This window comes from Paenibacillus sp. J23TS9, assembly GCF_018403225.1.
Taxonomy (GTDB): Bacteria; Bacillota; Bacilli; order Paenibacillales; family Paenibacillaceae; genus Paenibacillus_AQ.
In genome coordinates, this window is sequence record NZ_BOSG01000001.1 from 2,184,147 (window position 1) to 2,201,919 (window position 17,773).

A 17,773-nucleotide genomic window follows, 5' to 3' on the forward strand; every position below is an offset into this window, starting at 1 on the left:
TATTTTATTATGCAAGAACCGGCACCAATCATAACAGCATATGACTATGGGTCTGAATCTCCGAATAAATATCCTTTTCAATTCGAGCCTTGAGCAGCAGATTGGGCTGAGAGCTACGAAGGTCGCAACCATAAGTCTATCATCTTTAAAACGCTTCACGGCCGATATACCCTATAGGGTATGTAAAGATTATAAAGGTTAATTATATAAAAGTCAATATTGATCAGATTCTCGCCTATGAGGAAGAATCAGCAATACGAAGCTGCTGATTGGCAAATTCCCGGTACATATGATGGCTTTCAACCAGCTCGTGATGCGTTCCTACGCCTGTGATATGCCCTTTTTCAATAAAGAGGATCTGATCCGCGTCAACAACCGTAGACAAGCGGTGCGCAATGACAAGTGTGGTACGGCCTTTCATCAAGTTCTGCAGAGCCTTCTGTACGAAAACCTCTGATTGGCTGTCCAGGCTCGAAGTCGCTTCGTCCAGCATCAAAATTTGCGGATTTCGCAAGAGCGCCCGGGCAATCGAGATCCGCTGGCGCTGTCCTCCAGACAGCTTGATCCCGCGTTCACCTACCTCGGTACGGTAGCCTTCCGGCAGATCCTCAATAAAAATATCGGCATATGCCATATGTGCTGCCCGTTGAACTTCCTCGTCGGCAACCTCCCGCTCCATGCCATAGCATATGTTATCTCGGATTGTCCCTGCAATAATCGGGCTCTCCTGTGGAACATAGCCGATTTGTCTGCGCCAGGATTCCAATGAATATCCGCTGACATCCAGCCCGCCAACACGGATTATTCCGCTGTCAGGAAGATAAAACCGTTCAATAATGGAAAAGAGTGTTGTTTTACCGCCACCGCTCGGACCTACCACAGCCGTTACTTTACCGGGCTCCAGCTTGAAGCTGATATCATGCAGGACGGTATCGCCTTTTTCATAAGAAAAATGAACATTCTCTAGCTGAATAGTCTGAATAGGCCCGGAGAGTGTTTTGCCTTCCGATACATTTTCTTGTCGGTCTTCCAATATGCTCACGATGCGTTCTGTAGCACCGACAGATTTTTGCAGCTGTGTGAAGAACACGGTAATCTGGTTCATCGGCATGATGATTTGCACCAAATATAATATAAATGCTACTAGATCACCCGCAGAAAGCGCTCCGGTTGAAACTCTCATGCCGCCATAACCTATAATAAGCACCATCAGCCCCATCATGACAAAAGAAATAATCGGACCGATAAAAGCCTGAATTTTGCCTTCGCGTATACCCAGCTTGAGCAGACCTGCAATGGCTTTTTGGCCAATCCCCGTCTCCCGTTCTTCCGCATTCGAAGCTTTGACAAGCCGGATTTCAGAGAGAACCTGGTTGAGTATCGTTGTAAAATCAGCCGTTTCATCCTGCAAACGGCGTGAAATCTGAAGCATCATCCGGCCCAGAGGAACCAGCACTGCCGCCGTGACAGGAATCGCCGCAAGAATGATCAGCGTCATTTTCCAATCCAGTAGGAGCAAAATGACAATAGCCCCGACCATGGAAATAACACCGTTAAAAAATCCCGTCACATGCTCGGATACAAGACCTTTGAGCACGGCCGTGTCATTGGTCATCCGGCTGATGGTATCCCCTGTACGATGATTGTCATAGTAGGGAATCGTCAGCTTGAGCAGCTTTTTCCACAAACCGTCGCGGAGCTTGGCCACTACCTCCTGTCCGAGCCGGTTTAGCAGGTAAATCGATATACCGCCGGAAATAGCGGAAATAATGAAGCTTACAACCAGCATAACAATCTGGGAAGGCTTGATGCTGTCTACCGTAAAGCTGTCCACCAGCCCTTTCGTAAACAGCGGTACGACTAGACTGACCAGAGTGGAAATAATACTCAGCGTAACAGCGACGGAAAGCATCCAAATGGAAGGTTTGGTTTGACGGACCAAGAGAATAAACGCTTTCCAGTTCCCTTTTTGATGACCCTCTTTCATTTATTAAAAGCTCCTATCCGTATATTCTTGTCTAATCTAAACATCTTATCTTACCGATTATACATAGATTGCTGTATGAAGTCATTCCAAGGGAGCTCTAGCCCATGTGACCTGTTTATTTTCTGAGGCGCTGCATGGTGGCACGACAAAAAGACGCGTAATTTACGCGCCTTTAGATTTTAGGAGACAAACAGACTGTCGACCTTCAGATCGATGGAATCCCAGAAGGATTGAATATCTGCCTTCAGTGGACCTTGAATGCTGTCCGTTCCTTTTTCGTAAATAATTCCCTTGTTTCTCTCGATGACATCGAGATACTTTTTGATCAGTATCGTTGTCTTGGATTCCGGATGCTCGCTGACAAACTTTTGGTAACTCTTTTTAACCGCCGGCAAGAGCTTCATGGTCTTGTCATCGATTGCTTCATACCGGTAGTCTGTCAGGTACGTGTTCAAATAATCTTTGTATATCTTCAGCACGTCTTTGTTTTTAAGACCATTAGGGTTTTCAACCAGATAATACTCCGCTTTTAATATCCGCTCTCCCAGTTCTTCTCTTGTAATGGCGATCGCTCCATCGCTGATATAGCTGTGTTCCGTTTCCACGGTCTTCAGCGTTATATAGCTCTTGATATCGTTTGAGACGTATTTTCCGTATTTTTGCAGCGACTTATAATCAATCTTCCAGAAGAACTCGCCTTCCGTATTCCCCAACGCAAGCCCCCCTGCCTGCTGATCCAGCAGCCACTGCTTTAGTGTATCGTCATCTTTAATGTTGTTAATATCCATCGGATAGCCTATTTCTTCATTCATTTTCTGCATCGTTTCCGGCTTGGACAGCATCGCTCTGAAATTGTCATTAAGGCTCGGCAAATAACGGTCATAAAACTTCTCAAGCTCCAGGAATAATTGGTCTGCCTGCTCCGGTGTCACTTTTGGCAGATTGGAATCTAAATATTGGATAACATCGCCCGCATCTTTTGCCTGTGAAGTCAGAATCTTGAACTTCTCCAATGTGTCTTTAGTAGTGTCTGCTGGCTGTTGAGTCACATTTTCTTTTTGCCCATCCTGCCCTACAGGATTCTGTACGGTAACATCTTTATCCTTGCCGCAGCCCGTAACGGCAATTGCGGTCACAAGTGCCAGCATCATCAGAATTGATTTCTTCATGAGAATCATCGCCCTCTCTATATCTCAAATCACTTGAACCGGTAGATTTCGGTCATCAGCTTGGTATCGGTTGTGGTCAGATTCATCTCCGGATTTTCCTGGCTCATCATCAGCTGATTCCCATCCGGACTCCATACGAGCAGACTTTGCAGGTTTGGATATAAGGACACCAGGGTCATATGCCCCGTCTTCGTATCCATGACATACAAGCCGGAGCCACCCCGTTCAAGGTTAAACAAAGAATAGGCTAGCTTGGATCCATCGGGAGACCATGACATTTGTCTGGCGAGGCGGCCCTCAGCCAGCTTGGTCTCTTTTCCAGGTTTGTCGGCTGGAATTAAATAGACTGTATTCTTGTTATCGCCGGTTTCTTCAACAAGAGCCAGGTTGGTTCCATCCGGCGAAATCGAGAAATCCGCTATATTTTTCCGAATCAGCTCCGGATCCGATTCTGCCGTGGGACGATTAAACTGACCGTTTGAGACCATAAGCTTGTAGAGTGCATCTGACGAATCCAAAAAGTACACCGCAAACCGATTAGGATCGGACGAATCTGAGAAGGCTTCGACTTTCAATACGCTCTGCTGATCCTTCATCTTGAGGATAGGCGTCACTTTTCCATTGGTTTCAGCCACACTGAGCCCGTAAGCTGCAGCGAACACGTAAGCCTTTTCCTCGACCCATGCGCCTCGCACATCACCATTTAAGATGGAGTATGTTCCGTCGCTTACATCCAGAGGAGTTTCCTTCCCATCCGCCAGATTTAAGAAAGATGCCTCCATCCGGTTACTGATGAACAAGTACGACTGCTGCGGAGATGGGTTGACCGTCAAGGCATGCTGAACGCCAAGCTTCCGATCCGGATCATTTTCCTTAACGAGGGAGTGAACGTACAAATCTCCCTCCATCCACTTTGGCGCTTTGGTGCTGATGATTTCAGAATCCGACAACCAAGCAAGTCCATAGGAATCACTCTGGCGGTCAATCCGTTCCAGCTCTACTTTTCCACCTGTTTCACGAACCGGAGGATTCTTGACTGTCACTTTCTCGCTGCCGGTACCACTGCACCCAGTCACCAGAGCAATCATGACAGCCATCGCCGCAAAGCCTAGTTTATATTGCCATCTGTGTGTCATCAATGCGGCTCCCTCCTTCTCGTTAACTGCGGATTACGTAAATCCTGAATTCTCTTTCTGTATTTGAGTATAGGGAACAATGATTTCTAAAAGTTATCGAAATGTTTCCAACTTATAAACTTTTTGCGGAAATCAGCGGAAATGTAACAATGAATTCTGTACCTGTGCCTTCCGCAGGACTTTCCACTTTTATAACGCCATGATTCTGCTTCGTCAGCTGTTTGACCAAAGCCAGTCCAAGGCCGCTTCCCCCGGATTTCCGGGCCCGGTCATGATTAACCGTGTAGAACGGTTCGAAGATAAGATCCCTCATGTTTTCCGGAATACCTACGCCGGTGTCATGAAAACGCACCTCTACGTATTGACCAACAATCTGGTTTGAAATCGTTACCGAACCCTTGGCAACATTATATTTAATCGCATTATCGAGCAAATTGATGAAAATATGAGTCAGATTGTTGCGGTCTCCGATGATTCGCGCTGGCTGGAGCAGCTCATGCAGGGTGATATCGAACTGGTCGGCTTTGCCTTTCATCCGTGAGATGATATCGGCCAGTAGTACTTGAAGCTCCACTTCTTCCGGATGATGATCAAACTCATATGTTTCCGAGGCAGCAAGATGGAGAACCCGTTCAACAAGCTCATAGAGCCGGCCTGCTTCTTTAGTAATCGATCCATATGCATCTTGGATGAGCGCCGGATCTTCGGGATACATGTGCAGGAGATCGGCATATGCCCGAATGGAAGTCAGCGGCGTCTTGAATTCGTGACTGATATTATGGATGAAGTCCTTTTGCTGTTTTTCCAGCTGCTGCAGCTTCTCGAGGGTTTGAAGCAGCTTTTCCTGTTCTTCCTGCAAAGAAAGCACATTCGCCTGAATGGCCTCACTCATATCAAAAATACCGCTGCTTAGCTCCCCGAGCTCATCATTGCGCCGTAAGCTGGGCTCCTCCAGATAATCCCTCTGGCGAATCCGGTCCGTTGCCTTTTTCAGCCGGTGAATGGCATTGGCCTGCCTATTCATATAGATTAAGCCGAAGATGAACGAAATACCCAGAACTACTCCGCCCGCAATCCAAAAGAGCTGCTGAATACTACGGTAAAACGCATGCTGGCTGCTGACCGATGACTGAAAATGAACAACCCCCAGCTGCTCCTGATTACTCTGAACCGGGGACAGGTACTCAAGCACATCCCCATGAATCTCATATGCAATTTTATTGGTTAGCGCGTATTGGAGAGCTTGCCGGATATCCGGTTTTTCGGCCATGACCAGCGAATCCCCAGTCTCCTTGCCCTTTGCATCATATAAAATAACTCTCATGCCGCTGACATTTCCCAGTTCACGCGCCAAAGCAGGACCCTGTAAACGCATGAATGTTGCTGCATCCACCTGGGTCCCCGTCACATATAGCTGCCGGATGCGGTCTGAAGCCACATCAGCCTGCTGCTCCATGCTTTGTTCCATTTGCTGCTTCTGATTACTGGATATTCCTTGTAATATAAGGAAGCTCAGCAAGCCAATCGCAAATATAAGCAACACCGCAAGAAAGCCGGTGAATTTCCATTTTAAGCTGATTCTCATGCCATACCCTCCGCTTGTTCTCTGTACATCTATGATGATCTGTTATCCGTGTAATTGCCAGAGAGATGATCTAAGATTAGCGGAGAACAGGCATATTTTCAACATGGCGGAACTCAGCCTATAGACTCATCTTCTTGGATTCATTTATTTTTTGCTTGTAATGCTCCGGGATTTTGCCATAGGTTCCGATCCGCCAAATCCATTCCAATGGCCCCATGGCAAAGCGGTTCAGCCACATGACGCTGAAAATCATTTGAAACATTAAAATCTCGGTTGCAATCATAGCCAAAATCAAGTAATACGCATGATTACTCAGATCCAGTACCGCATCCATGGTTAAAATCAGAACGGTCTGCATGATGTAGTTCGTCAGCGCCATTCGCCCAAGCTTGCTCATTGGCATGAGCCACTTTCTCATAAAAGGATACTGGAGAAGCAATGTGAGTGTGGTGACGTAAAATACATCCTCCGCCAATCCGCCGGCGGCCATTCCAGCATCCAGTAGTCCCGTTCGATTGATGATTTCATTTTGTGCATATAACCCGAACGGAATGAGAATAAGCGAAACCACTTGGATGAAAATCCATCTCTTTTTATATTGGACCACATGCTCGAATATCTCGCATTGCCCCGCCCACAAGCCCAATATGAACATACTGAGACTCATACCGATGGGTCCGAGCCAAACATTAGAGACTAGTAAGATGAGTCCCAGAGCAAGATTTATTATAGGCTTAAGTTGATATAAAGGAAGAAGAAGAAATCCCAGAATGGCATATACGGTTAATGCTTCCCCAGGTTGAAATTGGTGATGGATGAAGCCAAAGATCAAAAGGATCAGGAGCCTGCGTGTAAACAGAAGATAAGCTCTTTCACCTCTCGCCCTTGCGTGAGAGGTGAATAAGTAGAATCCAATGCCAAACAAGAAACTGAAGATCGTGTAGAACCGCTCAAACACCGCATAATTAATGAACTTTAGCACTGCCTGCTCCATATCGCTCCATAAACCGTATTCCGGGGGCACATGGATATAGGGGATCATCTGAAAAATATTAATAAACACAATGCCGATCAGGGCAAATCCCCGTAAGTAATCAAGTACGTCAATTCGTTTCATTTCGGCTCCCTTCCTTTACACCATCACCCGTTTCAGCTTCTGGATGTATCTCGTGCTGACCAACAGGAAATATAAAGCCTGAATAATCAGGAAGGCCGCCGAAGCGATGAGCACCGGTTGATTAACATCATCGAGATCAAGCACTTCCCGTACCCGGTTCAGCACCACCAGCGTCTGAATCGCCGAAACGAATATCGGTGTAAAAAACAATACTGCAATTTGAATGAATGATGATTTTCCCATCTCGGATGACCTCAAGCCAATTTTGGACATCGAGTTGTACATTTGTTGATCTTGTCTCAGCTCGGAATGCAGCTTGAAATACAGGAAGCTGGCCGAGCATACCGACAGCAGTGAAGCGATAAAAATACCAACAAAACTCATCATGGATGTCGACTGATCATATGAACCGTAGGTTCCGCCCCGGGTAGTCAGCAGATTAGACGTTTTCCACTGAACAAGCTCCATGCCTACTTTATACTCCTGATCGTTTCTCCCCGGTATCATCCCGTTCGACCAGGCAGGTATCATAAAAATATTTGCATTCATAACCCAAAAGTTTTTGTTCTCCGGGATCTGCTTCTTTAATTCCTCAAAAAACGAACGGGTGACAATAAGCAAATTCGAATTGGGCATCGGCGATACTTCCTTATCCGTTCGAATCTCCTTGACGATTTGCAGCTGGGCTTCCGGATTGTTAATCTTTACGGATGTATTCTTGCCCCAGCCCGGATTATTCCCTGCTTCTTTATCCGACTGAACCAGTACCGCCTGATTCCCCTCCAGTGAACCTGCAGCTGGAAGCTTAAGAGCTTGCGAAATATGGATATAACTTTCCACCGGCATAATGGAGACATCCGGTTTTCGGCCGGCTGCTTTAGCAATATAGGATTCGGTACTAAAGGTTTGGTACTGTATGCCTTCTTCGCTCAGCTTCTGTTCGATGGACTGTAATTCACCCGCTCCAAGTTTTGTATCATTCATGATGTAACGGATTGGATAAGGATCTGCTGTGTACATGTTTTGATTGCGCAAATTCACTGACATGATGAAGGCTACAGCCATGCAGCAGATCGATGTCACCACCGTCACCATAAACAGTATCCGCGCATTATCCTTGATTTTATAAGCCATTTCTGATATCCAGATCAGATTTGTGCCCCGCCACGTCAAACGCCGGCTTTTCTTCAATAGCCGAAATACAAGCACTGTAATCTGCGTGAAAAAAAAGTACGTGCCGGAAATACCCGTCACCGCGGCTAACGTCAGACTTTTATCTACCTCATAATAACCAGCTGCAAGCAGCAGGATGCCGAGCAATGAAACCAGGATTGAAGCTTTCGGTTCTTTCTTGGGCTTGTTCGAACCTTTGAGCAGCTCCAGCACGCGATTGCGGTTGATGAAAACTAACGTAAAGGCAGAGATGACAAGGAATAAGAGAAAAAATGAACCTACGGTAAGCAGAAGCGCTTTTACCGGAAAATACAGGCCTAATTGCTCAATTCCGATCATCCGGGCACTCAGAGTCAAAAACAGCTTAGACAATAACATGCCTGCCAGCATTCCGGTGATGATGGATAATGCTCCAATAAGCATATTTTCAACAAATACCAGCTTACTCAGCTGTCCTTGCGTTGCTCCAAGGATTGTCAGAATCCCAAACTCCTTATTCCTGGCCTTCAAAAAACTCCCAATCGAATACAGGACAAACAAAAACGCAAAAATGTATATTACGTATTCCATAATCTGCATCACCATTTGAACATTCGAACCGATCTCTGTTTTATCAATATCCGGATGAAATATAAATAGTGCATACGTAAAAAACACCATTACCATGAAGCTGCTGCTCAGAAAATAGGCAAAATAGGCGCGGGCATTGCGCTTGACATTATTAAACGCGAACTGTCGAAAGCTCATGCGCATGACCTCCCAAATACGAAAGCATATCGATAATTTTCTGAAAGAATGCCTGCCGGTTGTCGCCTCTGCGTATTTCGCCGGAAATTATTCCATCCTTGATGAACACGACGCGATGACAGTAGCTTGCGGCCTGAGCATCATGTGTTACTAGCATCATGGTAACCCCATCCACTTCATTCAGCTTCTCCATGGTTTGCATGACGATACGGGACGAGTTCGAATCCAGTGCACCTGTCGGCTCGTCTGCTAACAGAAGCGAGGGTTCTGGAATAATCGCCCGGGCGATGGCCGCACGCTGCCTCTGGCCACCCGATATTTCATAGACCCGTTTATTCAGTATCTCTGCAATGCCGAGGCGGTCCGCAATCTTTTGCAGCTTCGCCTCCATTGTTTTAAGGTTTTGTTTATCCAGCGTAAGCGGGAGCACAATATTCTCCGCCACCGTAAGCGTGTCCAGCGTAAGCGGGAGCACAATATTCTCCGCCACCGTAAGCGTGTCCAGCAGGTTAAAATCCTGGAATACGAATCCTAGCTCACGTCTTCTGAATAATGCCAATTCCTTTTTCTTCATGGCATGCGGATTGCTTCCGTTGATCAATACGGTGCCGGAGCTCGGTGTATCAATGGTAGACACCATATTCAGCAGTGTCGTCTTGCCGCTCCCTGAAGGTCCCATGACGCCCACGAACTCTCCTTTTTGAATCGTTAGGCCGATGTCTGTCAGAGCCCGGGTCGTCACTTTTCCCGGATATACCTTGCTTAATCCGGTTACTTTTAAAATATCCGTCATCATCATCAATCTCCTTCCAAAACTGTGCTTCTCTATGTATCCACTTTATAGCATCGCCTCTGCTCAAACTATGGATTCTCCTTACCTCAACCTTAAACATTTGTAAGGTTCTGTTCGGATAGAAATATGGATAAAACAAAGAACGCTGCGTTCCCCGCAGCGCCAAACAGCTACTTCATATCAATACTTAAAAAAAGTAAACCTTACTGTCGTTCCTTCATCTGGTACCGATTCAATTTCAACTTTATGGCCAAGCTTCGTGCATACTTCATGTACAAGAAAAAGTCCCATGCCGGTTGATTCATGATATTGCCTGCCTTGATTACCTGTAAAATAGGGATCAAATACCCTTCCCAAATCTTCTTTGGCAATGCCGATCCCTTCATCGCTGATTTCAAGCACCGTATTTGCGCCATGCTTGAAACCAATGAACGCAACCTTCTTACCCCTACCCGCCGAATAGTTTACGGCATTGACAATGACTTGTCCCAGCATGAATGCAAGCCATTTGGCATCGCTGATCACGGTCAAATCGGATGGGACGTGGATATCCGGGTAGACTTCCTTACGGATAAACCACTGACGGTTTCCGGCAACAGCCTTCTCCACGGTGTCCAGAAGTGGAATGCCCTCCACCTTGAAATCCTGTTCAAACTTATCCAGCCTCGAGGTATACAAAGCCATTTCCAGTCCTTTTCTCAGCCTGTCGATTTCCTCCTGCATACCGTCCGAAATCTCATCCTCAAGGTCCAGGTCCTGCAGCGTTAGCTGGATCACGGAGACCGGTGTCTTCATCTGATGAACCCAGCGGTTAATAAACGCCGTATGATTATCAAGCTTCTGCTGCGTGCCATGCAGCTCATTTTTATACAATTGAAACTGGTTACGGAGCAGCTCGCTTACGGCATCAGCCATTGGCGCTTCCCCGAGCTCATTCAATGACTGATCCATTTCACCAAGTGGAGTCTCTAATCTCACATACAGCCTTTTTTGGGTATAAAAGCGGAAGGCCAAGTATATCAGGAGCATGACCAAGCTGAGTAGAGCGCCATATAATACCGTAACAAGAGATCGCTCCTCTATTGCAAGCCAGTACCAGAGGCCAACAAGTATCATTTGGACCCCATAAAAAATCATAAGCGGCAGCTGCTCTCTCAGGAAAAGTCTCATGAACCCTCGTTTCCTCCCAGACGCAGCTTGTAGCCCGCTCCGCGTACCGTCTCTACTGGCTCATCAAACCCCAGTTCCTTCAGCTTCTTTCGAATTCTCGTAATATAGACATTCAGAGTATTATCATCGATAAAATGCCGGTCCTCCCACATCAAGTCGAGCAGGCGTCCACGGCTGACAATACGATCCTGCTTCTTCATTAAAGCCTCGACCAATACAGATTCTTTCTGTGTTAGTTCAATCGATTCTCCTTCATAGGTTAAGAGAAACCGTTCGGGATACAGCACCAGCCCCGAGGCTTCTACGGTCCGTTCCTCTGTCTTCGAGGAATATGAACCATAAGCTCTCCGCAAATGGCTGCGGATCTTTGCCACCACGACATCGTAATGAAAGGGCTTGGTAATATAGTCATCCGCACCGTTTTCAAGCGCCATTACCTGATCCATCTCACTTTCCCTTGCAGATATAAATAGGATTGGGCAGGTTGAAAGCGCACGGATCTGACGGCACCAGTAGAATCCATCAAAATTCGGTAAATTGACATCCAAAAGAACCAAATGCGGCTGCACTTCTCTGAATTCCTCCATAACGCGATCAAAATGAACTACCGCTGAAGCTGCATAACCGTATTTTTCAATGTGAGTTTTCAGGAGGGTGGCGATTTTGGCATCGTCTTCAATGATAAGTATCCGTAACTGGTCCAGCTTTCTCATCTCCATTTCCACCGCATCTGCGGATTATCTTCTCTCTCATATCAAATGGGTCAATCCGTTCATACACTAAAAAAACGTCTCAGCATCAAGGGGGATGACATATGGCTAATTTCAAAATATTCAACAGATCGACCCGACCTTTGTACACGCAAAATGTCAATACGTATACTTCTCCAGGCATTGGCTCATTGCCTAGTTCAGGAGCCGCTTCAGCGGGAGAATCATTTACACTTACTTCAGGCAGCGTCAGCATTCCGGCATCGCAAAGCCTTCTAGTGCAGATCATTAATACTGTAGGAAGCGGTAAATCGGTCCACGTCTCCCAAATATCAGGTGGGGCTACGGCTGCAGCTGCAGTTAACGTGTATTCCGGCGGCACCATTACCGGCGGAACTCCCCCTACACCTCAAAATAATCTGTTTGGTAGCAGCATTACCTCCGTCGTAACTACCCGCCAAAATAACGGTACGCTGGATGGAACGCCCGTGCTCTATATGAACATGCCGATTACGACGGGATTATATATCATCAGCTTAGATGGCGCACTCGTAGTTCCACCTGCCCAGACGCTGACAGTTTCGCTTGGAACAGGTGCATTAACGGCATCCATCAATCTTTCCTGGTGGGAGGCTTAATGAAATGCTCAGAATCAATCTGAATGATGAAAGGGGGCACATTATGCCCAATGATTACGTCTTCGATGAACCAAATCAGCCAGTATATACAAATATCACCAATACGTATGCTTCGCCCGGAATTGTTGCCCCTCCAGAGACCAGCGCCGGGGCAACAGGCAATTTATATGTGGTGAACGCCATTAACTCCACAACTCTAGGGCTGCTTGGTGGTACCGTTATCATAACAATTCAGGTCTCCAATCCTGTTGGGAGCGGAAAAACACTTTATGTATCAAGGGAAACAGGCGGTGTTAATGTGGCCTTGAATCTGCTCTCGTCCTTCAGCGGCAACCTGACCCTCGCCAAGGGAGGTACGCTGACTTCTCCAACGACTTTAACACCCGTAAACAGTAATTTCGCTAGCACACTTACGAGCGTCATGACCGCACAGTCTTCCATCGCTGCAGTCACGGGAGGTACCACTTTTTTCAGCGTTCCTCTGCAAGCCGGGCCTTTTCTCTATCATGAAAATGGACGCTACGTGGTTCCGCCCGGTCAAACCATTACGATGTCCGTGAGCGCCTCGCTGACTGTAGCCGGACTTGTCGGTACCTCTGGCGATTTGGTATGGTGGGAAGCCTGATTACAGGTTATGCCCATACGGTTGTCTGAATCCGGTTTGAGGCATCGGCTGCCAGCTAGTCAGCCAGTCTTTTGCGGAGTGGATCAGTTTCTGTGTAGCGGGTGTGCTGCTTTTCGATGTATTCAAGGCAATGCCCAGAGAGCGGAAGCTTTGATCCTCCAGTTCAAGGGCCACAATCTTATTGGTTCTTCCCTGCAGGATCATCTCGGGTAAAATGCTAATGCCAAGCCCATTTTCAACCATTGCAATAATAGCATAATCATCTGCGGTCTGAAATGGGACAGGCGGCTTGATTCGTCCCTTCCTTAACACGCGCCGCACATCGTAGTCGCTTCCTTCCTTGGGCATGATGAACGGTTCGTCAGCAAGCTGGCAGTAGCGCACATAAGTTTCCTGGGCCAAAGGATGATCCGGAGGCATAATGCAGAGCATCCGATCCTGTCGCAGAGGAATAATGTGAAAAGAATCCATGGTCGGCAGGGATACAAATCCAAAGTCGATTTCCCCCTTAAGCAGCCACTCTTCAATTTCATGGTAGTCGCCTTCAAGCAGCCTGACCTCGATGTTCGGATGCTGGCTCCGAAATTGCCTGATTATACCGGGCAGCCATTGCACAGAGATACTCGTGAAGGTTCCAATCCGAATCGTTCCTACCTCAATGCCATTGATTAAGGCAACCTCCTGTTTCAGCTGCTCTTGAACCAAAAGCATGTCCCGTATATATCTCAGTACGCGTTCTCCGTTATCCGTCAGCTTTACACCGGAACGACTCCGACTGAGAAGTGAGAAGCCGAATTCCGACTCCAAACTGTGAATGGCGTGACTCACACCGGACTGCGTTAAACCCAGAGTTTCCGCCGCTTTCGTTAAACTGCCCAGCTCAACCACCTGCTGCAGCACTTCATATTTAATCAGACTCAATGATCCCCACTCCCACACTCGCCTGTATTCATTTTCCTTGCATTAATTTTTCTCATGTTAAGGATTATAAACATTCAATTTTCTTATCTTAAAATACCACTTATACTGATTCAGGCACAATACGAAATTCACTTCACGAGGTAAAGGCTGGAGCTTATTCAATGAAACAATACAAAGCAGACTTAATCGTTTTAATGGTCACCTTTTTTTGGGGATCCTCCTACTTATTTATGAAAATCGGTCTGGATACGCTGGAACCATTCAATCTGATCGCTCTGCGTTTCGGCATTGCATTCATCGCGGCAGGTTGTTTGTTCTATAAAAGGCTCTGGCATTCCGACCTGAAAACGGTCCTATACTCACTGATGCTAGGAATCCTGCTGTTCGGGGTATTTGCATCCATTATGATGGGTCTTCAAAGCACATCGACTTCCAATGCTGGTTTTCTGATGAGTCTGACGGTGATCTTTGTTCCTGTCTTAACTGCTGCATTCATGAAGAACAAACCGGGCAAGCGCCTGATCTCAGGAGTGATTATAGCAGTTATGGGAATTGGTATGTTGACACTCAAGCCGCACACCATATTGCATTCCGGTGATACATGGTGCATTCTCGCCGCATTGCTGTTCGCTATACATATCATCATGACCGGACGCGCTACTAAAAGAACAGACTCTCTGAATGCAGGCATCCTCCAGCTTGGTTTCGCCGCCGTGTTCGGATTGATATTTTCCCTGCTTTTTGAGACACCTCGACTTCCCGCTACGACATCAGGTTGGATATCTGTACTTGCCCTTGGTATTGTATGCAGCGCGATCGGCTTTGTCCTGCAAGCCATCACACAGAAGTATACCACTCCTACGCATACCGGATTAATCTTTGCACTCGAGCCTGTGGTGGCAGCTGTATTCGGTATTTGCTTTATGAACGAATCGCTCACGATTCAGGGATATATCGGAGCAGCCCTGGTCCTGCTTGGGGTAGCATTGTCCGAGCTGGATGTCAGGAAGCTGATGGGGAACCGCAAACTCACGCGAGAATCATCGTATAAATGATGCAAAGTCAGCTATAGGACTAACGCTGCGCGGATAGAGATGCTTCCATCGCAGCCGCTTGTCCGCATTCGCCCCTGCCGCTTTGCTAAAAACCAGCTCATTAAAAACGAAAGAGCAGCCCGGATGATCCTTGGGCTGCTCTCTTTGATCGGTTTCAAAACTTGCTATTCTTGTTTAATTCACTTCCATTAAGTTACTGTGAGATACGATTACTTCTGCAATCCGTATTTCTTCAGCAAGCTCTTCAAATCCGCATTGATGCTTTGCACGTCCGGGCCGGCAGCTGATTTATCTGAAAGCCCATACGAATGCTTCAGCTTCAGGATGGCGTAGACCCGATTATTCAGCACATCCTCTGAAATCGTTCCATCATTAACTGCGTTCTTCAAAGCATGGATCGCCATCTTTTCCTTATCGTAATCATGGCCAACGAGGATGATATTACCTCCTGCCAATATGGCGCTAACCGAGGCTTTGCCTATATCATAATTTTCCTCAATTGCACCCATTGTCATATCATCCGATATGACGACCCCTTGAAATCCCAGTTCATTGCGCAGAAGGTCTGTAATGACTTTTTTGGAAAAGGACGCCGGATGATCCGGGTCAATCTTCGGCATTAGCAGATGAGCGATCATCACAACATCCGCTTTATCCTCAATGGCGTCCTTGAAAGGAACTAACTCCATTTTACGGAGGCGGGTCAGATCATGATTCACAACAGGCAGTCCAATATGAGAGTCGACGGAAGTATCTCCATGGCCAGGAAAATGTTTGACTACCGGAACAACCTTCTCTGCCTTGATGCCTTCCATTGCAGCCAATCCCAAACGGCTCACCAGATCAGCCTTATTGCCGAAAGAGCGGTCTCCGATGACCGGATTCTGTGGGTTGCTGTTGATATCGAGCACTGGAGCAAAGTCCATATTCAGTCCAAATCCGGAAAGCTCCCTGCCCAGTATTCCTCCGATTTCCTTCGATAACTCTTTGCTGTCTTTTTTGCCGATGGCTTGGCTGGTTGGGACTTTCACGAAATCCTTCGGCATCCGGGATACGCGCCCACCTTCCTCATCAACACTCATCCAGAGCGGAACAGGGTTGGATTGGTTATCCTGCTTTAAGTCATTGAATAATTGGAGGGCCTGCTTCGTGTTCTCGATGTTATTTTTATAGAAAATAAAACCTCCGACGTGATACTTCTCAAGCAGCTCCTTGGTCGCTCCACTGCTCGTTGTTCCGTCCATGCCCACCAGAACCAGCTGACCGATTTTCTCCTCCGTACTCATCTTGTTCAGCTGCTCCAAAGCCGGGTCACTCGGAACCTTATTCACATCCCCCGGGTCTGTCTCTTTGGTACCTGATGATGTACCGGTTTCCCCGGAGTTTACTGAGCTGTTCGAGCCTTGGTTCGTATTCTGGTTCGTAGATGTTCCCGCCTGCGGTTCCGCCGGGTTAGCTTCATTGGTGCCTCCACCGCATCCGGCAGTCAATATTCCGGCAAGCATCAAGGTCATGCTGATCTGCCATATCCGTTTCACGTTCCATGCTCCTCTCTTACCGATTCCTAGGTTTATTTATTCTCATTTTCGGTTACTGAGATATCATTTTGTACATTTGTAATGCGATTTTGAAGCAGTAGATTCCGCCGTTCCGCAATCGTCGTTCCTGGCGGAACGTTGATCAGATGACTTTTGGATATACCGATCCGCTGCGACGTATAGATCCCGCTGTATCCTGAAAATATATAGCTGATCAAGCATGCGATAAACATATATATGGCTCCGCTTGACCCGAACAATTCAATGCCCATCAGAAAACATGCGATTGGTGTATGTGTTGCTCCGCAAAACACCGCGATAAAGCCCAGTGCCGCCAAAAAAGGTCCGTACATATGAAATAAGTCTGCCAGCGTATGACCCAAAGTAGCACCAATAGCGAACAGCGGCGTGACTTCGCCACCCTGAAACCCTGCTCCCAGTGTAACCGATGTGAAGATCAGCTTCCAGAGGAAGGCAAAGGTGGGTACATCCTGATGGAAAGCATCCGTGATCAGCGGCATGCTAAGACCCAAATATTCGCGTGAACCTACCAAGTAAACGAGTCCAATGACAATCAAGCCGCCTGCCGCGCTTTTCAGCATTGGATTCCGGAAAATAGTAGAATACAACTTTTTGAGTAGATGTGTTAATTCACTAAAGCAGATGCTCGCCAAAGCAAATAAGAGCGAAGCGGCTGACACTTTTAAGATGACCATCAGACTGAGCGCTGGCGCGGTCATTAGCGGATAATGAACATGCTCCACACCCCACAACCGGGTAGTTACAAGATGTCCGACAAAGCTGGCGGTAAAGCAAGGAATCAATGCTTCGTATTGGATAAGTCCGATGGCGATGACTTCAAGTCCGAAGACCGTTCCCGCAAGCGGCGTACCGAATACCGATCCGAACCCGCCGCTGATTCCGCACATGAGCAAAATTTTCCTGTCAACAGGCCCAGCCTTGATCCACTTGCCGAAACGCTCCGCAAGACTTCCACCCATCTGTACCGCTGTTCCTTCACGACCTGCCGATCCGCCGAACAAGTGGGTAATCAAAGTTCCGAACAGCACCAGCGGTGCCATGCGTAGGGGAATCGTTTCATTGCCATTGTGAATTTGCTCAATGATGAGGTTATTGCCCTTGGAACTGTTTTTGCCGAATTTCAAATATAAAAAGCTGACCAGCGCTCCCCCAAAAGGCAGAAAATACAGCAGCCAGGGATGATTGATTCGAGTATCTGTCACATATTCTAATGCAATCAGAAAAATCGCCGATGCCGATCCGCTCAAAATCCCGACAACCCCTCCAAGCCAGATCCATCTGAAAAAGCTCAGGAATAAAGCCGCATGCCAAAAATTTGAAACCTTTTGAGTTTTCCATTTCTTTATGTTCTTCATCACTTCTGTTAT

At 47.0% G+C, this 17,773-nt stretch carries 15 protein-coding genes; 3 read left to right on the forward strand and 12 right to left on the reverse strand.

Annotation, left to right across the window (positions count from 1 at the left end):
- Window positions 1-235: 235 nt before the first annotated feature.
- From KJS65_RS10275 to KJS65_RS10315, 9 genes are all read right to left on the reverse strand, one after another.
- On the reverse strand, window positions 236-1,987 hold the full coding sequence (locus KJS65_RS10275) for an ABC transporter ATP-binding protein (protein WP_213649732.1): 1,752 nt from the start codon (window positions 1,985-1,987) through the stop codon (window positions 236-238).
- 179 nt (window positions 1,988-2,166) lie between these two features.
- A complete protein-coding gene (locus KJS65_RS10280) occupies window positions 2,167-3,156 on the reverse strand; it encodes a hypothetical protein (protein ID WP_213649733.1) in 990 nt (329 codons plus the stop codon).
- Between the two features lie 29 nt (window positions 3,157-3,185).
- Window positions 3,186-4,292: a TolB family protein gene (locus tag KJS65_RS10285; RefSeq protein ID WP_213649734.1), complete on the reverse strand. Its 1,107-nt coding sequence runs from the start codon at window positions 4,290-4,292 to the stop codon at window positions 3,186-3,188.
- Window positions 4,293-4,404: 112 nt separating this feature from the next.
- On the reverse strand, window positions 4,405-5,877 hold the full coding sequence (locus tag KJS65_RS10290) for a sensor histidine kinase (protein ID WP_213649735.1): 1,473 nt from the start codon (window positions 5,875-5,877) through the stop codon (window positions 4,405-4,407).
- Between the two features lie 118 nt (window positions 5,878-5,995).
- Window positions 5,996-6,994, reverse strand: coding sequence for a DUF418 domain-containing protein (locus KJS65_RS10295; RefSeq protein ID WP_213649736.1), 999 nt, complete (start codon window positions 6,992-6,994; stop codon window positions 5,996-5,998).
- A 15-nt stretch (window positions 6,995-7,009) separates the two neighbouring features.
- Complete coding sequence (locus KJS65_RS10300) at window positions 7,010-8,914, reverse strand: FtsX-like permease family protein (RefSeq protein ID WP_213649737.1); 1,905 nt, start codon at window positions 8,912-8,914, stop codon at window positions 7,010-7,012.
- Complete coding sequence (locus tag KJS65_RS10305) at window positions 8,889-9,713, reverse strand: ABC transporter ATP-binding protein (RefSeq protein WP_280531312.1); 825 nt, start codon at window positions 9,711-9,713, stop codon at window positions 8,889-8,891. The genes KJS65_RS10300 and KJS65_RS10305 overlap by 26 nt, the downstream gene beginning before the upstream one ends.
- A 174-nt stretch (window positions 9,714-9,887) precedes the next feature.
- Complete coding sequence (locus KJS65_RS10310) at window positions 9,888-10,877, reverse strand: sensor histidine kinase (RefSeq protein ID WP_213649738.1); 990 nt, start codon at window positions 10,875-10,877, stop codon at window positions 9,888-9,890.
- On the reverse strand, window positions 10,874-11,590 hold the full coding sequence (locus KJS65_RS10315) for a response regulator transcription factor (RefSeq protein ID WP_213649739.1): 717 nt from the start codon (window positions 11,588-11,590) through the stop codon (window positions 10,874-10,876). The genes KJS65_RS10310 and KJS65_RS10315 overlap by 4 nt, the downstream gene beginning before the upstream one ends.
- A gap of 101 nt (window positions 11,591-11,691) precedes the next feature.
- Between KJS65_RS10315 and KJS65_RS10320 the strand changes: the two genes are divergently transcribed.
- Together KJS65_RS10320 and KJS65_RS10325 are read left to right on the forward strand one after the other, a co-directional pair.
- Window positions 11,692-12,225, forward strand: a complete 534-nt coding sequence (locus KJS65_RS10320) for a hypothetical protein (RefSeq protein ID WP_213649740.1) — start codon at window positions 11,692-11,694, stop codon at window positions 12,223-12,225.
- A gap of 4 nt (window positions 12,226-12,229) precedes the next feature.
- A complete protein-coding gene (locus KJS65_RS10325) occupies window positions 12,230-12,850 on the forward strand; it encodes a hypothetical protein (RefSeq protein ID WP_244864469.1) in 621 nt (206 codons plus the stop codon).
- Here KJS65_RS10325 and KJS65_RS10330 read toward each other — a convergent pair whose 3' ends face one another.
- Window positions 12,851-13,771 (reverse strand): LysR family transcriptional regulator, encoded by a 921-nt coding sequence (locus tag KJS65_RS10330; RefSeq protein WP_213649741.1) that lies wholly within the window; start codon window positions 13,769-13,771, stop codon window positions 12,851-12,853. It lies immediately after the preceding gene.
- 161 nt (window positions 13,772-13,932) lie between these two features.
- Between KJS65_RS10330 and KJS65_RS10335 the strand changes: the two genes are divergently transcribed.
- The gene (locus KJS65_RS10335; protein WP_213649742.1) at window positions 13,933-14,826 is read left to right on the forward strand and encodes a DMT family transporter; all 894 of its coding nucleotides are present in this window, start codon (window positions 13,933-13,935) and stop codon (window positions 14,824-14,826) included.
- 209 nt (window positions 14,827-15,035) lie between these two features.
- Here the strand turns inward: KJS65_RS10335 and nagZ are convergent, their stop codons facing one another.
- A complete protein-coding gene (nagZ, locus tag KJS65_RS10340; RefSeq protein ID WP_244864470.1) occupies window positions 15,036-16,364 on the reverse strand; it encodes a beta-N-acetylhexosaminidase in 1,329 nt (442 codons plus the stop codon).
- 32 nt (window positions 16,365-16,396) lie between these two features.
- Window positions 16,397-17,761: a voltage-gated chloride channel family protein gene (locus KJS65_RS10345; RefSeq protein ID WP_213650743.1), complete on the reverse strand. Its 1,365-nt coding sequence runs from the start codon at window positions 17,759-17,761 to the stop codon at window positions 16,397-16,399.
- Window positions 17,762-17,773: the final 12 nt, after the last annotated feature.